This window comes from Cetobacterium sp., assembly GCF_977044495.1.
In genome coordinates this window covers 1-18,409 of sequence record NZ_CDRRQU010000028.1, presented here as the reverse complement: position 1 = coordinate 18,409, position 18,409 = coordinate 1, and the positions used below count along the sequence as shown (strand labels likewise).

Sequence of the window (18,409 nt, the reverse complement as noted above, 5' to 3'; positions counted from 1 at the left end):
TATTCACCTCCCTTTTTTATTTGATAAACGTTGAATCACTTTGACCTATTTTAAACTGAAATGTTGTAAAAATCAAAGAATATTTTATAATTTTGCATAGAGGGTCTTTTTATTATTAAAAATTAAAGGATTTAAAAATTTATTTCGAAAAAATATTAATAAGTTGAGTTAAGGAGGATAATATATGAATATAGGAATATTAGGAAATGGAGTTGTAGGGAACGCATTGGCGGAAGTTTTTCATAAATTAGGTCATCCAGTCCAAATAGGAGTAAAAGATTCTAAAAAAGAGATTGAAAAGAAACATTTTATAGAGTATATTGATGGGAAAAATATAGCAAAGGATAATGAGATTATAATTATAGCTGTACCGGGAAATAAAGTGGAAAAAGCTGTGATGGATATAAAAAATCCTGAAGGAAAAATTTTTATTGATTTAACAAATCCAATTGGTGAGGATTATATCCTAACTCGTGGAAGATATACTTCTAATGGAGAAGTGATACAAGAGATTTTAAAAGATTCTCATATAGTAAAAACACTAAATACATTGGGAGTAGAAAAATTAGTCAATCCATGTGTAAATGAGAAAAAACTTACAATGTTATTAGCAGGAAATAATAAAAATGCTAATAAAAAAGTTGAAGAGCTCCTTTTTGAAATGGGGTTTGACCCTATGTTAGTTGGAGATATACATTTTTCTAGATATTTGGAACCTCTTGCAATGATTTGGATAGAGATGGTCAGGAGACAAGGAAAGTCTTTTGAAAATGGATTGACTTGGATAAGATAAAATGAGTAAAGAAAAATATGTAACTTACATTGCAATATTAACTGCTTCTTTTGGATATATTTATGATTTTGATTCAGCAGTTATCTCCAGTAGTGTGGAAATTTTAGCAGACACTTTTAAGATAAATAAGCAGATGATAGGAATATTGGTAACTATTGTTTTAATAGGTGGTTTGGTGGGAGGACTTTGTGCAGGATATTTTTCTGAAAAAATTGGAAGAAAAAGAACAATTATCTATAGTTTATTAGTATTTTTAATGGGTGGTTTTATAACTATATTTTCTCCAAATATAGAGATGTTTATGTTTGGAAGATTAATTATGGGTCTTGGATTAGGGAGTGTATTTTTAGTGGGGGCCATATATGTAATTGAAATATCACCAATTGAGACACGAGGAAGAAATGGGACAATAAATCAATTATTTATGCCTTTAGGGTTAGTTATTGGTTTTTGGTTAGCATATACAGTTACTAATTATCTAGAAGATAAATTTATATTAAACAATTCATGGAGAATTTTATTTTCATTGGAAGTTTTTCAAGGAATAATCATATTTATGCTTTTCTTAAAAATACCTGAAAGTCCTAGGTGGTTATACCTAAAAGGATTTGAGGGGGAAGCTAAAGAAAGTTTAAAAAAAGTATTATCAGAGGATAGAGTAGAAAAAGTTTTACAAGATTTAAGTACAGCTAAAACTAATACGGAAATAACAGATAAAATAAATTTAAAAAAAATAAATAAAGGTACGATAATTCTTCTTTTGTTAATCATCATTTCAGCAATTTTTAGGCAGTTTTCAGGAATTAATCCAGTAATTTATTATGCACCAGAGATTTTTCAAGAGGTTTCATTAATTAATACGTCAGGGTATTCACAAAGTGTTACAATGGGAGTATATGAGATTTTGGGATCAGTTATCGTTTTATTTCTGATTGATAAATATGGGAGAAAAAAATTGTTATTTTATGGAACTTTGATGATGACAATTTCTTTGGGTTATTTAACTTATGCACTTTTTTATAAGGAACGTGGAATCTATGAGATATATTCAGTGTACATATATAATTTAACTTATACGGTGGCATTTGGAACAGTTCTTACAGTGTACATATCAGAAATTACACCAAATTCAATTAGATCTTTTGGAGTAACACTATTCAATATTATAAATTATATATTTGATATATTATTGACACAGATTTATCCAGTAATGAATTTAAAGAGTGAATCATTTCCATTTTTTATATTTTTTATGGTAAGTATGATTTCACTATTTTTTATTCCTTTTATTCCTGAAACGAAGGGGAAAACTTTGGAAGAAATAGGAGAGAAATGGAAGAGCATAAAATAATAAAAAAAATCTGAGCTTATTTGAAACGGACTCAGATTTTTTATTTTGATTATTTTTTTACAGGTTCAATCATATCTTTATAAGGCCAAGTGCTTATACCATCTTTGGAGTTATAAACGTTTTTGAATCCATTTTTCTTTAAAATTTCTGCAGCTGTTTTGGAACGCTTTCCACTGACACAAAAAGTGATATATGTATCATTTTTATTAAGCTCTGATAAGCGTTTTTCTAATTCTGGAAGAGGTATGTGCTTAGAGCCCCTTACCAACCCAGTTTTTTCAATCTCATTATTATTTCGAACATCTAAAAGAATACCTCTATTTTTATTTAGAATATCCATGACTTCAGAGAGAGAAACAGTTTCGTAGTGACCTTCAATATCATTGTAAGATGGAGTACTAGCAAAGGATAGAGTGCTTAAACCCAAAAGTAGCAATAACATAGATAAAATTATTTTTTTCATAAAACCTCCTCAAATTATTTTTATTTTTTAGAAACAAGACCTCGAATACCTCCTGATATTAAAAGAGTAACATTTTTTAAGATATTTGGCAAATTAAAAGGTCCCGAATAAGCTATATATTTCGCCTCCCACTGAGGATTAAATTTATCTTTAAAGTTACGAAGTCCCTTAAAGTTGTAGAAATGTTCACCATGAGAAAAAACAGCACACTCTATTTTATTCCAAAAAGAAGCGGTATTATTCTCAATTCCTGCTAAAGGTGCCATTCCTAAGTTAAATTTTTTGAATCCATTTTTCTTTCCATAGTTTATGACACAGATAAAAAAGTAATCCATAGTTCCATGAATAGCTTCATTTCTATATCTGATCAAATCAAGCGAGATTTCCTCTTTATTATTGGTTTCCAAAATATTTCCGAAAGCTAGAATTTTATTATCTTTTTTTATAACTCCTACAGGAAAATTAAAAAGATATTCTTTTGTAAATTTTCCTAAAGAGAATCCCTTTTCCTTAGTATTTTTAGCTTGTAACCATTCATCTGAGACATTTTTTAAATCGTCTAAAATTTTAGGAACTTCCTCTACAGAAATAACTTCAAAGGAATACCCCTCTTTTTCAACTCGGTTAAATGTGTGTTTTAGAGCTTTAGCATCACTATTATCTAAGGTGAAATTTTCTAAATAAACTTGAGCAAATTCACCAATTTTTAAAAAACTAAGTCCTATATCTAAATAGTAATTTAGATAATTTTTGCTAATTTCATAAAAAACTGTCTCTTTTTTATTGATTTTACAGTGGTTATAAAATTTCCAAATACAACTACCAAAAGTTTTATTATCTCCAATAGGGTCTCCCATGGCAATAAAAGAATGGCCACTTTTTCCAAACATGATGAAAGAGTTTTCACTATCATCAAAGATTATTTCTTTATCTCCTAGAAGAGATAGGTATGCATCAGTTGTATTAGAAAGACTAATACAGTGTATTAAATTTTTTTCTGTAGAAGGGATATTTGTTTTAAGAAGGTTACTGTTGTTATTTTTTGTATAAGAATTTTTCTTTTCCGTAATGACATTTAGAATAATTAATATGGCAAAGGCAAAGAAAATTCCTAAAAGAGTGTTTGAAAATTTCCAAGATATTTTTGAAAAAAATTCAGTTTCTTTGTATGAAAAAATTCCTAAGTAGATACCTATTAAAATAATTAGCATTATAGTAAAGAACTTTTTTATGGGAAGCTTTTCGGAGAAAAAATCACTTTTTCTGTAAAAATATTTTTTAGTAGGAATTGTGCCTATAAAACTTAGAGATAAAAAAATTATAAATAATAGATTAAATTCTTTAATTATAGATAAAGCGATAGAGCATCCTAAAAATATTATAGAGAAAAAGTAGGCTGGTTCAAATCTTTTTTGAATATAATAAGCTAAAAATAATAGAGTAGTTCCAATAGAGGCTCCTATAAAATGAGAAGTTTCTAAGTTTAAAAATGGAAATACAATCTCTACTTTTGTTATTAAATTAGATTCAAATGGGAAAAATCCTGAAAAAATAAGAATAATTCCAGAAAGTGAGATAATTATACTTAAAAAATTGGGAAATTGAGAAAAAATAATATTTTCAATCTCTGTAATTTTACTGTTATCTTTTCTAATGAAAAGATGATAGATTGTAAAAATTGTGAAGGCTACAAGTAAAGGTATAAAGAAATAAGCTATTCTATATATTAAAAGGGCTCCAATAATTTTATTTGAAGGATAAACACCTCCTAATAGAGTTAAAAAGATTAAATCAAAAACTCCAATTCCCCCAGGAACATTGCTTAAAAACCCTAAAATTTGTGCAATGATAAAAATGGCTAAAAAATGAAAAAAACCAATTTTATTGTGAGGAGGTAATGCAAAATATAGTACAAAACTTAAAGAAACCCAGTCAGATAAAGCTACGATAATTCTATTTATTAAAATTACTTTGGTACTTTTGTGTTTTTTTACAATGATTATTGTGAAAATAATAGCCCCAATCAGAAGAACAATACCTATTGGAACAGTTGTATCTATAGGTAATTTTATGGGTAACTTTATGTCAGCTAAAGAAACGGGAAGAAGCGTTAAAAAAATACCACCTATCCAAAGCAATCCTAGCCAAAAAGTTGTATAACAGAAGATGACAACGTTCATAATAGTTTTGTACGGAACTCCTAGAATGGAGTATAAATTCAACCTAAGTCCGGATGCTGTTAATCCTGAAAGACCAATTGAATTTGCAAAAGCGAAACTGACAAAAGAAACAAAACTTATATTTTTTTTCGGCAAATCATAGTTTTCATTTTTGAAAGCTAAAATATCAAAGCAAGTTAAGGTAAAATAATCTAAGCAGACAAAGAATATAATTAAAGTTATTGCCCAAAAAGGAATAGCTTCAATTGACGCTTTTAAATCGTGAAGATCATATTTTTTTAATTCTTTGTGTATAAAAAATATAGCAACCAAAAAAATGGTTAACTCAATTGAAATCTTAAAATACTCAATAATTTTTTTCTTGTTAAATTTTGAAGCATCATCCATACTATCCCACCTCGTTAATTCAATATCACTATAAATAGATTTACAAAAAAAATTAGATTATCCTCTATATAAATAAAAATAATGATAAAAAAATTTCCCCCCATAACAATCGTTATGAGGGGAATATACAAGTTTGGGGGGAAGCTAATTAATATTCAAATTTGTAACTTATACCCAATGTGATTTTAGCATTTGAAAAATAATCTTTTTTTGTTTTCATTCCACTGTCTTTATCTTTTAGAGATAACTTGGCACCAGTCAACTGATACATTAGGTCTACTCCAATGTTGTTATATTCTATTCCAGCACCTAATGCTACATAAGCACCGTCCGTTACCTTAGAACTATAAGAGTACTTACTATCTTTATCTACGAAATAACCATTCTTTTCATTAAAGTTAAATGAGTATCCTAAATTTCCTTTTAAATAAGGCTTGATTCCATTTTGAAACTCATCAAAAGAATATTTACTAACCAAATATACTGGAATAGAATCATATTTTCCCATATGATTTTTTACACCATTTTCTACAGTATAACTCTTCAATTTTGAATTGTTTTGATATGCTACTCCTAAACCTAATTCTAAATTTTCATTTAAATTTCTAGTGTATTCAACACCTAATTCATATCCTAAATTGCTGGGCTTTCCATCTGTTATTCTTTTATCGGTTTTATCATATTTTGCAGAAAATTTACTATATCCTGCAAATGGTGATAACCCAACTCTCAAATAAATATTATTTAAAGGATTCTCCTTCATTTCAATGGTGTCACTCACAGTACTTTCAAGCATTACCGTCGGTTCAGTTTTTTCCATTACTTCTGGTTCAACCAAAACCTGTGGTGTGACCATAACCTCCTTACTATAAGCTATTCCGCTTACTACCACTAAAGAACATAACAATAATTTTTTCATAAAATTCTCCTCCTCTACTACTCTTAGATCCTTTACCTAAAATTATATAAATTTTTTTTAAATTTAGATATTTTATACATGAAAATAGGTGATTTACCTCATTAAATTCTTAAAAATTAACTTGACTTTCAATTTTACATAAAAGTTTAATAAATATCGATAATATTGCGGATTCATAATGAATTATATTATTATTTTAGATAGAAGGGCGTGTATATTAATCAAATTAAAATTAGGAGGGATAGAATGACAAAACAAGAATTTATAGTGTTATATCAAGAGAAAATGGAATTATCTACAAAAAAAGAAGCAAAAAGATTAGTGGATGGCTTCTTTTCAGCATTAGAAGAGACTTTAGTAAAAGGTGAAAAGATTTCAGTATTAGGATTTGGAAAATTTGAAGTAGCAATTCAATCGGCAAGAACATACCGAAATCCAAAAACAAGAAAAAAAATGCAATCGTTAGAAAAAAGAGTAGTTAAATTTAGAGTGGGAAAGAGTTTGGCAGAAAAAGTTGCGAAATAGTTGTGGTTTATTTTAGGCAATACTATTATTACTTTCATGTAGTTATTTGAGGAATTCAATACAATATTTTGTGTTTATATGTATTTTTTTGATTTTTTTTTATAAAAAAGAGGTACCATAGTAGGCAGAAAGACATAATTATAATAGAGGGCAATATTTGAATTGGAATTCTTTCGGGAAAAAAATGATGTCTTTACAAAAAATTTTGAAAAATTAAATAGAAGGAGGAAACGGAGATGAACACTTTTATGTGTTCATCATACAAATATATATAAATGTTACAGTCATTAAATTTATTCAAAACTATAGTAAAAAAAGGTGAAAAAAAGGGAGAGATTAATACCATTAAAAAAAAGATAAAATTCATTTTTCGAACAGTATTAACTTTAAAATCTTCACTTAAACTGGGAGATTTTATACTAAAGCATGATTATTTGAAAGAAAAAGTGTATTCTTATCCGATTTTAATTAGCAAAATTCATAGACCCTATCTAAAGAGATATATGAAAACATCAGATAAATTAGATATTATAATCAATACATATAAAACTGTTGATAAGATTTTTGATGAATATTTACTTAATGAGCTTTACACAAACGGGAAAGCAACTTTAGCTAGAGTCATTGGAAAAGAGGGAAAAGATTTTGTTATTTCTCTGGAATTGTACCCATTTTTTGATAAAGAGGGAGAGATTAATTTGAAACTTTTAGATAGTAATAATGTCTGTCTATCTACTCTAACATTTAGTTTTTTAAGAACTAATTCTTCAAAAATGGTTATATTTATTGGGGGAATTCAAGGAGCTCCTCGTGAGATTGATAAAGAGTATATAAAGATTGCTACAAAGGAACTTTATGGAATATTTCCTAAAAAACTTTTGGTTGAATCACTATATATAATAGAAAATGTTTTGAATCTTACCATAGATAAATTTAGTGTTAGTAATAAAACTCACATTTACAAAGCTCAGAGGTATATTAGAAAAAGAACAATACACTCTGATTACGATTCTTTTTTAGAATCTTTGGATTCTACTTATTTGAAAAATGATACTTGGAAACTTCCTGCAAAATTGAATAAAAAAAGTATTGAGGAAGTACCTAGTAAAAAAAGAGGGCAGTATCTAAAAAAATTATCTTTAATTGAAAATATAGAAAAACAAATGACTATAAAATTGAGAGATATGAATGTCTTCATGTGAATAAAAATTGCGGATCTTCTAGATTAATGATGTAATATCATTGAAATTTAGGAGATTTTTTTTAGTAAAAATTAGAGATTCTAAGAAAGGAAGAAAAAATAGAAAAGGATGGGATATTAAGATGAAAGCAAAATTAAATACAGTTAAGAATTATATAATAAAAGAAAAATATATGATCTTTTTAAGTACAGTAGCATACCTCTTTTCGTTATTTCAACTTTGTGATGATTTAGGAATAATTGGAGTTGGAATGCTCGCGTTATTAATTTCAAATAAAATAAGACAAAGAAGTGATAAGAGGGATTTTTTTATTGTCTTGTTAGTTTTTTTGGTAATAGGGCTAACTCGATTGATAAAAATAAATGTGGACATTTATATTAAAATATTGTTTTTTGTATTTTCTATTCTACTTTATAGCTGGATATCTTTAGGGAGCAAAAATCTTAATACAAGTATAAAAGGATATATTAAGTTACTTGCATATAGTTTCTTTTTTTCAATTATTATCAGTTGTTTTCTAATAGTTATTTTATCTTTACTTAATTTTGTGAGCAATGAACTATTTAATCTTGAGTTTAGCTCTGCATCTATATTTGAAATTATTTGTTTTTATTATTTCTTATTTTTTAATTATGTATATGAAAAATCGAAGAAGAACTATATTGATAGTAAGGATATAAAAAAAGAAGGAAATATAGTTCTGATATTGTTAGATTTATTAAGCGTGGGTGTTTTAATAATTTTTGTATATATTGCTAAGATTGTTTTTTTTAATGAATATCCTGTAAATATATTAGGAAGACTCATTCCTTTGTTTTTTGCTTTTGCTATAATTAAAATTTTGTTAGTTGAGAACTATAATAAATTGAAATTAGAAAAGATAATTTGGTACGCTAGTCCTATTTTATTGTTTTATTACTTTAATTCATACTATAAAAGAATAGAGCATTATGGATTGACAACAAATAGATTGTTAATGATATTTTTGGGAATCTTTATATTATTGGTGTCAATATATTATTTTACTATAAAAAATCAAGATACAAAATTAAGAACTATAATTTTAACATTTTTAATTTTGATGAGTTTGAATCTTAATTTAGATAACATACTAGTGGATAAATATAAAAGCAAAAATAAATCATTATCTTCTTCTAGATATAAAACTATTAATTGTATTAATCAATTTGATTTTGAGAAGGTTAAACTTTATTTTAGAGATGACAATAGAAGTAATATAGTTCTTTATAATGATTTCGTTCTTCAACAAGATTGGTCTTCTACTGAAATTGTTAAAAATTCAGAAATCATATTTTCTAGCAAATATTTGGGAACGAGCGAAAATGATCTTAATTTATTAAGAGCGGATGTGGTTAGAGTAGTTTTTGACAATAGAGATTTATCGTATTCTGAATTCGTTGAATATTTAAATAAAGAGATGTTTGATGATAGTCCCAATTTTAAAAATGCATATTTTGAAATAAAATTAGATGAAACAATTGTTATAATTCCTTTAAATTATATTTCTCTTTTTTATGAAGAAGGTTTGCAAAAACTTCAGTCCTTAGAGGTACATTTTGAAAGTGTAACGATTGTTTTATGTAAAAAAATGATAAATAGATGTACTTAAATACATAATTCCATGGTTCATTTTTTTTTAGAAAATTTTCTATGTTAAAATTAAAAAAAATATTAAAGGAGAAGAGTATTGAAACAAATATTATTAAAAATTGTTCTATTATTTACTTTAGCTAATTCTATATACGCACTTGATATAGCAAAACCAAAGAGTTATACTTTTAAATACAATCATAATTTTGGAGAAATAGATGGGTTCGTTCAGATACCGAAAGGGGGACAATATAATACTGCAACTCCAAATAAACCAGAGTTTAAAGAGTTAGGAATAAAGAGAATACATTATCCGGAATTTGAAATTAGGACAGAATGGGAAGATTTATTTTTATACACTGGAGTAAGTTTTAATACTTTTAATGGAAGGGCACATATTGATTACGATTTAATTTCACACAATAAAGTTATTCCTAAAGATTCAGATGTAGAGACAAAACATAAATATATAAGTACAATGTTTGGAACGGGGTACTATATTTTTAAAAATGAGAGAATAAAAATAGCACCAACTTTAGAATTCAGTCTTTCAAAATTTGATTATAAGTATAGAGTAAAAACTCCACAAAATTCTGAAATTTCAAGTAGTAGAAGTTTTGGTTGGGGAGCATTGCATCTGGGAATTGAAAGTTTTTATAAATTAACAGATAATAATGACTTGAATTTTAATATAAAATATGCAATTCCATATGACAGTATTAGGAATTGGTTTAGTATAGAAATTATTGACAAACAAAATATATATAGAAATGAAACTCAGGAATTGAACTTGTTGATAGGGATTGGTTTTAAGGATTTTGAATATAGAGATACTCAAAAAGAGATGCAAAATTTTATGAAACATAAAATATCTCCAATATTAAAAGTGGGAATCGAATATAAAATTTAAAAAATTTAACTTATGGAGGAGTGTTATAAATGAGTAAGAGATTTTGCATTTTTGTTATCTTCTTCATTTCTGCTCTACTCTATGGTGAGGAGATTTCTTTAGATAGCTTACTTGAACAGTTGGATAGTACATTTTATCAGCGGGAAATATTTGAAAATAAAAAAGAGTTTAACACTACAAAAAAAGATACCTTAAGATTGAGAGAGTATAACGGTGTTCAAAGTAACTATACTTTATCGCAGGAAAGTAAAAGTAGTAAAAATTTTGAATCTACAGGTGAGATTAAGTACGGAAATTTTTATATAAAAGGAAGTAAAAGTAAAAATAAAGACATTTTTGGATTTGGAGTGGAAAAAAATTTAAAAGATTTAATTTATTCTAAATATGATAGTGATTTAAAAAAATTATTTTATGAGGAGAATAAAGATAGAGTCCAATATCTAAAGAAATTACAACTTGAAAAAATATCTTTAATAAATTTATACAAAGATATAAAAGATGTTGAATCTGAAATCATAATAAAAAGTAATGCCCTAAAGGTTTTAAGAGAGCAAAAAAATGTTCTTGACAATTCTTATAAGTTAGGTAAAGTTTCAAAAATTGATTTAGAGAGTTCAATTTATAATTATGAGAACACATTTATGGAGTTAGACTATCTGAGAAATCAATTAAAAATTTTGAAGAAGCAGTTTTTTTATAAATATAATATCGATATTAATAACTTCAAATTGAAAAAAATAGATAATAATAATTCAAGAAAAATAAATATAGAAAAGATAGATCAACTCGATTTAAGAGAGTTAGAATTGGAAGAAAATATTTTAAAAGAAACAATTAAGTATCAAGAATATTCAAACAAAGTACCAGATATAGCTTTAGGATTGGAAAAATATGATGATAATAAAATTGTGTTAAAATTTTCCAAAAAGCTTTTTTATAGAGATATAAATCTTATGGATGATATGAATGAAGTTATACGAAAGAAAATGTTGGTGAAACAAAAAAGAAATGATTTAGAGAGTGTAAAGTACGAAATTCAAAATAATATTTCTGATTATAATAAAGAAATCCTTGTTTTAAAAAATCGACAATACTTGGAAGAAAAAATATACAATATAAAATTATTGGAAAATAAGCATGGGAAAACGAAGTATATTGATGTTATTGAAGCATTTGATAAATATATAAAAACAAGTATTAATCTTGAGAAGGAAATTAATAAATTAAATGCATATCTCTATATAGTTAAAGTTAGAGGAGAAGAACTATGAAACTGCAATTCAAAATACATTTTATTATTTTTTCAGGTATATTGTTTTTATCTTGCAATAAAAAAAATAGCAGTTTAATATATGAAACCCAAACTGCTAGAATAGAACCTGTTATAGGGCAAATTGAAGTAAGCGGAAGGGTTGAAGCTAATGATACTAAAAAAATTTTTATAGATAAAAAATTAAAGGTTAAATCTGTTTTTATACAGGAAGGGGATTATGTTGAAAAAAATCAACTTCTAATAACTTTTGATAATAATGAAATAAACAAACTAAAAAGGGGTATCGCACAAGAGAAAATTTTATTAGAGAAGCTGGAGCGAGAATATAAAATAGAGCAGGAGTTATATAAAATAGGTGGTTCATCGAAAAATTCAGCTATAGAGTTAAAAGAGCAAATCAATATAAAAAAACTTGCACTTTTAACTTTAGAAGAAGATTTATCAGAAACAAAAGAAGAGATAAAAAGTCCTGTTAGTGGTACTATTACAAAATTATTGGCTCAAGAAAATTATTCGGTAAACACAGATGAGCCTCTTTTAACATTGACAGATTTAACAAACATTAAAATTATTCTAGAAATTCCAGAGTATGAGGTTGAAGATATTAAAATTGATCAGAAAGTGGAGATAAAGCCAGAACTATTTGAACAAAAGAAAAGCTATGAAGGTCATATATCAAGGGTTTCAAAAATTTCAAAAACATCTAAAAATACTACTGAAAATGTTTTAGAAGCAGAGGTTCAAATAAAAGAAAAAATTGAAAAACTAGTTCCAGGATTTAAAATATCTGCAATCATATATATAGATTCCAAGAGAAATGGGATTTTGATCTCTAAAACAGCACTTGTTTTTAAGAATAATAAGTATATAGTTTTTATAGTAAATGATGAAAATACTTTAGAAGAACGAGAAATAAGTTACAGTGTTTTAAAAGGAAATAAAATTCATATAACTTCTGGAATAAAGGAGGGAGAAAAGTACATTCTTTTTCCAACTGAAGATTTAGTAGAAGGAATGAAAATAAATTCATAAGTAGGAGATAAAGTGATTAGTATAAAAAACTTAAATAAAATTTATACAAATGAACAAATTAGTGTGCATGTTCTAAAAGATATAAATCTTCAGATAAGTAGAGGTGAATTTATCGCCATAACGGGTAGCAGCGGTAGTGGCAAATCGACTTTGATGAATATTATGGGGGGATTAGATTCTAATTTTACTGGATTTTACGCTCTAAATGATGTAGACGTTTTAAGTTTAGATGATAAGAAAATCTCCTTTATTCGAAATAATAGTATTGGATTTGTTTTTCAATCATTTAATTTGTTAAAAAATATAACTGCTATTAAGAATGTAGAGTTACCGTTAATATATGCTAAAGTTTCTAAAAGAGAGAGAAGCAGTAGAGCGTTTTTAGCTTTAAAATCTGTTGGTTTAGAAGAAAGAATTAATCATTTTCCAAACCAATTATCAGGAGGACAAAATCAAAGAGTCGCAATAGCTAGGGCTATTGTCAATAATCCAGATTTAATTTTGGCAGATGAACCAACTGGAAATTTAGATAGTGTTTCTGAAGAAGAGATAATGAATATTTTTCTAAAACTAAATAAGATGGGGAAAACTATTGTTTTGGTGACACATAACGAGGAAGTTTTAAAATTTTGTAAGAGAAGAATTGTATTAAAAGATGGAATTATAATAAGAGATGAGATGAGGTAGTACTTATGTTTTTCCTTGAAATATTAAACGACTCTATTATAAATTTAAAAGTAAATAAATTTAGAAGCTTTTTAACAATGTTAGGAATAATAATTGGAATTTCCTCAGTTATTGCTATAGCTTCATTAGGAGAAGGAGGAGAAAATTTAGTAGTTGGTAAATTAAAGGAGGGAGGATATGGAAAATTCAATGTATCCATTAATAAAAATAATACTAAATTTAGAAATAAATATTTTTTCACGCCTAATTTGATAAATTCCTTAGTTCAAACAAATAAATTTAAAAATATTTCACCAGATGTTGCAGAAAATGTTTTAATAAGTATAAATAAAGAAAAAGAGTTTGGCTATTTAGAAGCTTCAACGGTAGAATTTGAAAAAATTTCACCGATTCAAGTAATTTCTGGTAGAAATTTTATTCCGTTAGAATATAAAGCTGGAGAAAATATCATTATTATAGATAACATTACAGCTAATCAATTATATGGTGATACCTCACAAGCTTTAAATAAAATAATAAAAATAAGCAAGGATTGGGATAAGCCATTAGTTTCATATAGAGTTGTAGGAGTTATGAAAAATCCAATTGAAGATTTAATTAAACTGATTAGTGAAGAATATTTTCCAAGGTTTGTAAGAATTCCTCTGAAAACATATGAAAAAAATTTTAGTGATTTACCAAATAAGTATACAACTCTTGTAATTGAATCTAAATTTCCTAAAAATTTAGCTCAAGATATGAAAGAAATTAAAGCTATATTAAACTCCTTAACAAATACTAAAAATATTTATGAGGTGAATGTAAAAAATACAGGTGCTGAATCATTTGAGCAAATATTAAAATTTTTGAATATATTTATATCAATAGTTGCAAGCATATCGATAATTGTAGGTGGAATTGGCATCATGAATATAATGCTGGTCAGTATTGTTGAGAGAACTAATGAAATTGGTATTAGAAAAGCAATCGGTGCTACAAACTTTGATATATTAATTTTATTCTTATTGGAATCCGTTACTTTAAGTTTTATAGGTAGTTGTATAGGGCTCTCTTTAGGAATATCTTTTAGTTTGATAATTGGTACTTTTATAGGAGTACAGCCAATTTTTAATTATCTTTTTATGTTAGTTTTAATAATGGTTTCTATTTTTATTGGAGTCATTTTTGGTGTGTTTCCAGCTGTAAAAGCATCAAAATTAGATCCAATTGAAGCTTTAAGAAAATAGAATGTTCTATTATAGTAAAGGGAGAACAAATAGAAAGTTCTCCCTTTATCTTATAAAAATATATTATATATGCTCAATTTTAAATTTTGACGTATAATCTTGATAGATATTTTTTAATTCTTCAATTTTATCTGTTGAATACCCATTGGCAATAAGGTTATCAAAATTATATTCGTTCAAGTCAGACATAAATTCTTTTCCATCATTCAGAAGAATATTTGTAAATTTTCTATATTTAGAATAGACTTTTGAAAGTTTTTCTCCTTTTAACAAATAGGTTTTTAATTCCCAGTTGATTTCTAAATTTTTAAATTTTTTAAGTTTCTTTTTTAACTCTATTTTTAAACTATCTTCTACTGGTAGAGAATCAATTATGGATTCATTCAATTCTTGAATAAATTGATGACCATTGTTTTCCAAAATTTCTACTGCTTTTTTTAACTTAGTTTCAAATAAATATCTTTCTAGTTTGATTAAATAATTAAATTTTAAGTCTGATATTGAAATAATCTTTTCGCCTTCTTTGATATAATTTCTTAAATTATTGTTTTCTTTGTAGTATTTTTTTAGTTGTTCCTCTATATCTTGCCAATTTTTTTCTTGTTTTTTTTCATTAGCTTTTTCTATAAATAGACTATTTTTACATTTTAAAAAACCATCTTTTTTTCTGATTTCATTTTGTAGTCGTTCTATTTCTATCTCTAGCATCTCTTTTTCTACTGCTAACTCTGACTCTCTTTTGGATTTAAATAATTTTTTTAACATAATTTTCCTCTCTTTTATTCAGTAGTTTATTAACTAAATTTTGGAAAAACAATAACTTGTTTATTTACCAAGAATTTTAATCCATTGTTACTAAGATGATTTTTGTATAAAAATCTGAACTCCTGTGATGTAATGCTATTATAGAACTTTGAATCTTTATTGAAGAGAATATCTTTTAATTTGTCTTTGTCCAAATATGTCATACCATTTATATCAGTAGATGTGCCTATACCATCTAATGAGAAATAGATTTTTCCTCCACTATTCAGTACTTTATCTGCTAATGTAATTGTTTTATTTATAAAAAATATTTTATAATTATCTGTAATTTTGTCATATAAGATATTAAAATCTTCGTCTGAAAGATTGTCACTTAACAAAGCATTATTTAAAGTCTCTATATTTTTTAAAGCATCAATAACCTCATCTTTCTTTAACAGTTCAGCTAGTAATTCTTTATTTGAATCAATGTTTACTTTATCGATATGAAGGAGTCCTTCTGTTATTGTATTGGACGATTTAAATTGTGATACTGCTTCTAAAATCTGATTATCGATATTTTTATCTTTAGTAATAGCAGAGACAATTTGTTTTAATTCGGGTGTCATATAAGTGTCATTACTTGAAGAAATATGACGAGTATTTAATGAATCTAAGTATGAATCTCCTATAAGAGGAGCATTTCCATTTGTTTCTATACTAAAAATTAAAGAATCTCTATTAGTTGAGGTATCATTACCAGAAGCTCCATAGATTAAAGAAACATCTCCAAAACTAGGGGCATTTACAGCATAAGGATCCTCTAAATTTTTTGTACTTTTATTAGGTTGATGTTCTATTTTAATACCCGTAGAATCAAATTTTTGATTATTCAGTATCTTATGATTATAATCAAATCTATAGTGTGGATTAGTGGAGTTATCTAGATAGTCAATTGGAGGCAATTCGTAATCAATAGGTGGTAACTCATAATCTATTGGAGGTAACTCGATTTCGTTGACCTGTTCTTTTTTCGGTTCTTTTATGATAACATCAATATTTTTTTGAGCCAAAGATTCGTTACCTTTTTCTATTTCTTTTTTAACAATATCATTTGCAATATTTTCACTAATATAGGCTTCTTTTTCGATAGGTTGCTTTAAATATTCAAATTCATCTCTTTTTATATACCCACTACTTGCATTGTTTAAATCATATAGATGTTTTAATAAGGTTAAATCTTGATTTGAAGTTTTAGCAATATTATTTTGATCTTGGTGAGCTAGCTCATGAATTATTGTTGTCAGATAATCAAGCATTGTTTTATTTGGTTTGATATAGATATATAAATTTTTACCATCATTAGAACCTAGAATATTTTGATTGTCTTTATTTAATTCAACTTTTATATTAACTTTTTCATATTCTTCATTAAATTTTTTCTTATAGATATCAGCTTTTATATCTTGAATTAAGAGAGCAATATCTTTTAATGTATCAGAATCCACTTTTTCTGAGTTTAGAAGTTTGGTAAGTTCAGTATTTTGAGTTAAATTCTGTCGTAATGAATCATCCAAGTCTTTTCTAATAGAAGTGTCAATTGCTGAATAGATAGTTTCATAAATTTTATTAAGATTTTTTTCCGTATTTATATCTTTGTTTAGTGCAGGATTTTCTAATATTATACTTTTGTTATCAGTTTTATTTTCTATTATTTGCTTGAGTAATTCTTTAAACTCCCTATTTTTTATAGTATTTTTTAGATAGTTAATTAAATGCTCCGGTGGGATAGTAGAAGCATATTTTGCAATAGTTTCAATATTTTTTCTAATATCAGCCTCACTTCTTCTTATAATATCAGTTTCGTTACCATTAGCAGCTGTAAAAGGTTTTGTTTTTTGAGGAGTAGGAGTTGGATAGAATTCAGGAAAAAGTAATTCCTTATTTTTTTCAAATACAGTAAAACTATCCCTAATATATTCTATAGCATCCTTTTCTCCATCGGATAGAATAATATTTTCTGTTTCATTGTTTGTAATTTTTTTTGTAATTTCATTTTTTATCTCATCCATATCTTTTTCTAAACTTTTAAGAATCTCAACATTATTTATTTGTTTTTGTTGGATTTTCTCATTTTGGTAACCTTGGTAAATTTCTTTTTGTTCTAAAAGAATAGAATCTGTTTTATCCATGATATCTTGAATAAATTTTAAGTCATCTGTTGTTAATGGTTTTGTATTTATTTCAGAGTTACTGGAGGAACTACTATTATTTTCTGAAGCACTGTTTGTTTCATTTAAAGAGATGTCCTCAGAGTCAGAAGAATCAGAAGTTTTCTCGGTCTTTAAAATTTCCTTCTTTTCAATGGGTGCTCTAGATATTGGTTTATCTAGGAGACCTTCTAGAGTATTATAGTCAACATCTGTTTCATCTGTTGTTACTCCTGAAATTATTAATTTTTGTTCTTTAATATCTGCTTTGATATTATTTTGTTCTAATGCAAATTCTACATTAGCTAGAGATTTTTCATTTTCCTTCAATTGTTGTTTTAAAGTTTTCAATTCATTTCTATTTAATATTTGTGAAAACTTTTTTGCTTCCAATTTTTGAATTTCGAGTTTTAAAGTTTCAATACCTTTTTTATAGCTTTCTATCTTTTTTTCCATTGAATCCAGTTTTTCCACATTTGATTCCGAAGTTAAAATATTTTTTACTGTAAGATTTTTTTCATCTAAATTAATATTTAAATTTTCATTAGTTTCCGATAACAATTTTTTTAAACTTTTTTCAATTTCATTTAATTTTTTCTTATCATTTTTAGTTAATGAATCTTTATTAGATAGCTTTTTTTGAGCTTCCAATAAAACTTCAATTTTATCCTCTATATGATTTGCCCATATATCGTCGTTAGTATAAAAATCATCTTCTATATTTTCTCTTTCTTTATTATCCACATCAGCAAGAATATTTTCATCTCTCGGTGGTAAAGGCGGTGCTATTTCATTTTCAGAGTTGCCATCAGTTTTAAAAGATTCCGCTTTAAGTAGTTCTAGCTTTATATTCTTTAAGTCTTCTGTATAGACAAATCTATCTTTTTCACTTAAAT

At 26.2% G+C, this 18,409-nt stretch carries 15 protein-coding genes; 10 read left to right on the top strand and 5 right to left on the bottom strand.

The annotated features are described in order from the left end of the window. Positions 1-184: 184 nt before the first annotated feature. Both ACWI69_RS08005 and ACWI69_RS08000 read left to right on the top strand, forming a co-directional pair. Complete coding sequence (locus tag ACWI69_RS08005; RefSeq protein ID WP_448821318.1) at positions 185-793, top strand: NADPH-dependent F420 reductase; 609 nt, start codon at positions 185-187, stop codon at positions 791-793. 1 nt (position 794) lies between these two features. Next, positions 795-2,144, top strand: coding sequence for a sugar porter family MFS transporter (locus ACWI69_RS08000; RefSeq protein WP_448821317.1), 1,350 nt, complete (start codon positions 795-797; stop codon positions 2,142-2,144). A 49-nt stretch (positions 2,145-2,193) separates the two neighbouring features. On the opposite strand, the gene ACWI69_RS07995 is transcribed toward ACWI69_RS08000, so the two are convergent. The 3 genes from ACWI69_RS07995 to ACWI69_RS07985 form a co-directional block, all read right to left on the bottom strand. Continuing rightward, positions 2,194-2,607: a rhodanese-like domain-containing protein gene (locus ACWI69_RS07995; protein WP_448821316.1), complete on the bottom strand. Its 414-nt coding sequence runs from the start codon at positions 2,605-2,607 to the stop codon at positions 2,194-2,196. A 20-nt stretch (positions 2,608-2,627) separates the two neighbouring features. Next, positions 2,628-5,174, bottom strand: a complete 2,547-nt coding sequence (gene mprF / locus ACWI69_RS07990; protein WP_448821315.1) for a bifunctional lysylphosphatidylglycerol flippase/synthetase MprF — start codon at positions 5,172-5,174, stop codon at positions 2,628-2,630. A 148-nt stretch (positions 5,175-5,322) separates the two neighbouring features. Next, complete coding sequence (locus tag ACWI69_RS07985) at positions 5,323-6,093, bottom strand: outer membrane protein (RefSeq protein WP_448821314.1); 771 nt, start codon at positions 6,091-6,093, stop codon at positions 5,323-5,325. 246 nt (positions 6,094-6,339) lie between these two features. Between ACWI69_RS07985 and ACWI69_RS07980 the strand changes: the two genes are divergently transcribed. From ACWI69_RS07980 to ACWI69_RS07945, 8 genes are all read left to right on the top strand, one after another. After that, entirely contained in the window at positions 6,340-6,618 is a 279-nt protein-coding gene (locus tag ACWI69_RS07980) for an HU family DNA-binding protein (protein ID WP_448821313.1), read from the top strand. Between the two features lie 275 nt (positions 6,619-6,893). After that, on the top strand, positions 6,894-7,820 hold the full coding sequence (locus ACWI69_RS07975; RefSeq protein ID WP_448821312.1) for a VirK/YbjX family protein: 927 nt from the start codon (positions 6,894-6,896) through the stop codon (positions 7,818-7,820). 121 nt (positions 7,821-7,941) lie between these two features. Further along, positions 7,942-9,450 carry a hypothetical protein gene (locus tag ACWI69_RS07970; protein ID WP_448821311.1) on the top strand — a complete coding sequence of 503 codons (1,509 nt, stop codon included), beginning with the start codon at positions 7,942-7,944 and terminating at the stop codon, positions 9,448-9,450. A 78-nt stretch (positions 9,451-9,528) separates the two neighbouring features. Then, positions 9,529-10,341: a hypothetical protein gene (locus ACWI69_RS07965; protein ID WP_448821310.1), complete on the top strand. Its 813-nt coding sequence runs from the start codon at positions 9,529-9,531 to the stop codon at positions 10,339-10,341. 29 nt (positions 10,342-10,370) lie between these two features. Further along, a complete protein-coding gene (locus ACWI69_RS07960; RefSeq protein ID WP_448821309.1) occupies positions 10,371-11,612 on the top strand; it encodes a TolC family protein in 1,242 nt (413 codons plus the stop codon). Beyond that, a complete protein-coding gene (locus ACWI69_RS07955; RefSeq protein ID WP_448821308.1) occupies positions 11,609-12,646 on the top strand; it encodes an efflux RND transporter periplasmic adaptor subunit in 1,038 nt (345 codons plus the stop codon). Before ACWI69_RS07960 ends, ACWI69_RS07955 begins: the two co-directional genes overlap by 4 nt. Positions 12,647-12,658: 12 nt before the next feature. After that, entirely contained in the window at positions 12,659-13,333 is a 675-nt protein-coding gene (locus tag ACWI69_RS07950) for an ABC transporter ATP-binding protein (protein WP_448821307.1), read from the top strand. A gap of 5 nt (positions 13,334-13,338) precedes the next feature. Then, positions 13,339-14,559, top strand: coding sequence for an ABC transporter permease (locus ACWI69_RS07945; protein ID WP_448821306.1), 1,221 nt, complete (start codon positions 13,339-13,341; stop codon positions 14,557-14,559). 63 nt (positions 14,560-14,622) lie between these two features. Here the strand turns inward: ACWI69_RS07945 and ACWI69_RS07940 are convergent, their stop codons facing one another. Further along, positions 14,623-15,324 (bottom strand): hypothetical protein, encoded by a 702-nt coding sequence (locus tag ACWI69_RS07940; RefSeq protein WP_448821305.1) that lies wholly within the window; start codon positions 15,322-15,324, stop codon positions 14,623-14,625. A gap of 29 nt (positions 15,325-15,353) precedes the next feature. Further along, positions 15,354-18,409 (bottom strand): coiled-coil domain-containing protein (locus tag ACWI69_RS07935; RefSeq protein WP_448821304.1); only part of this gene is annotated, 3,056 nt, incomplete at its 5' end.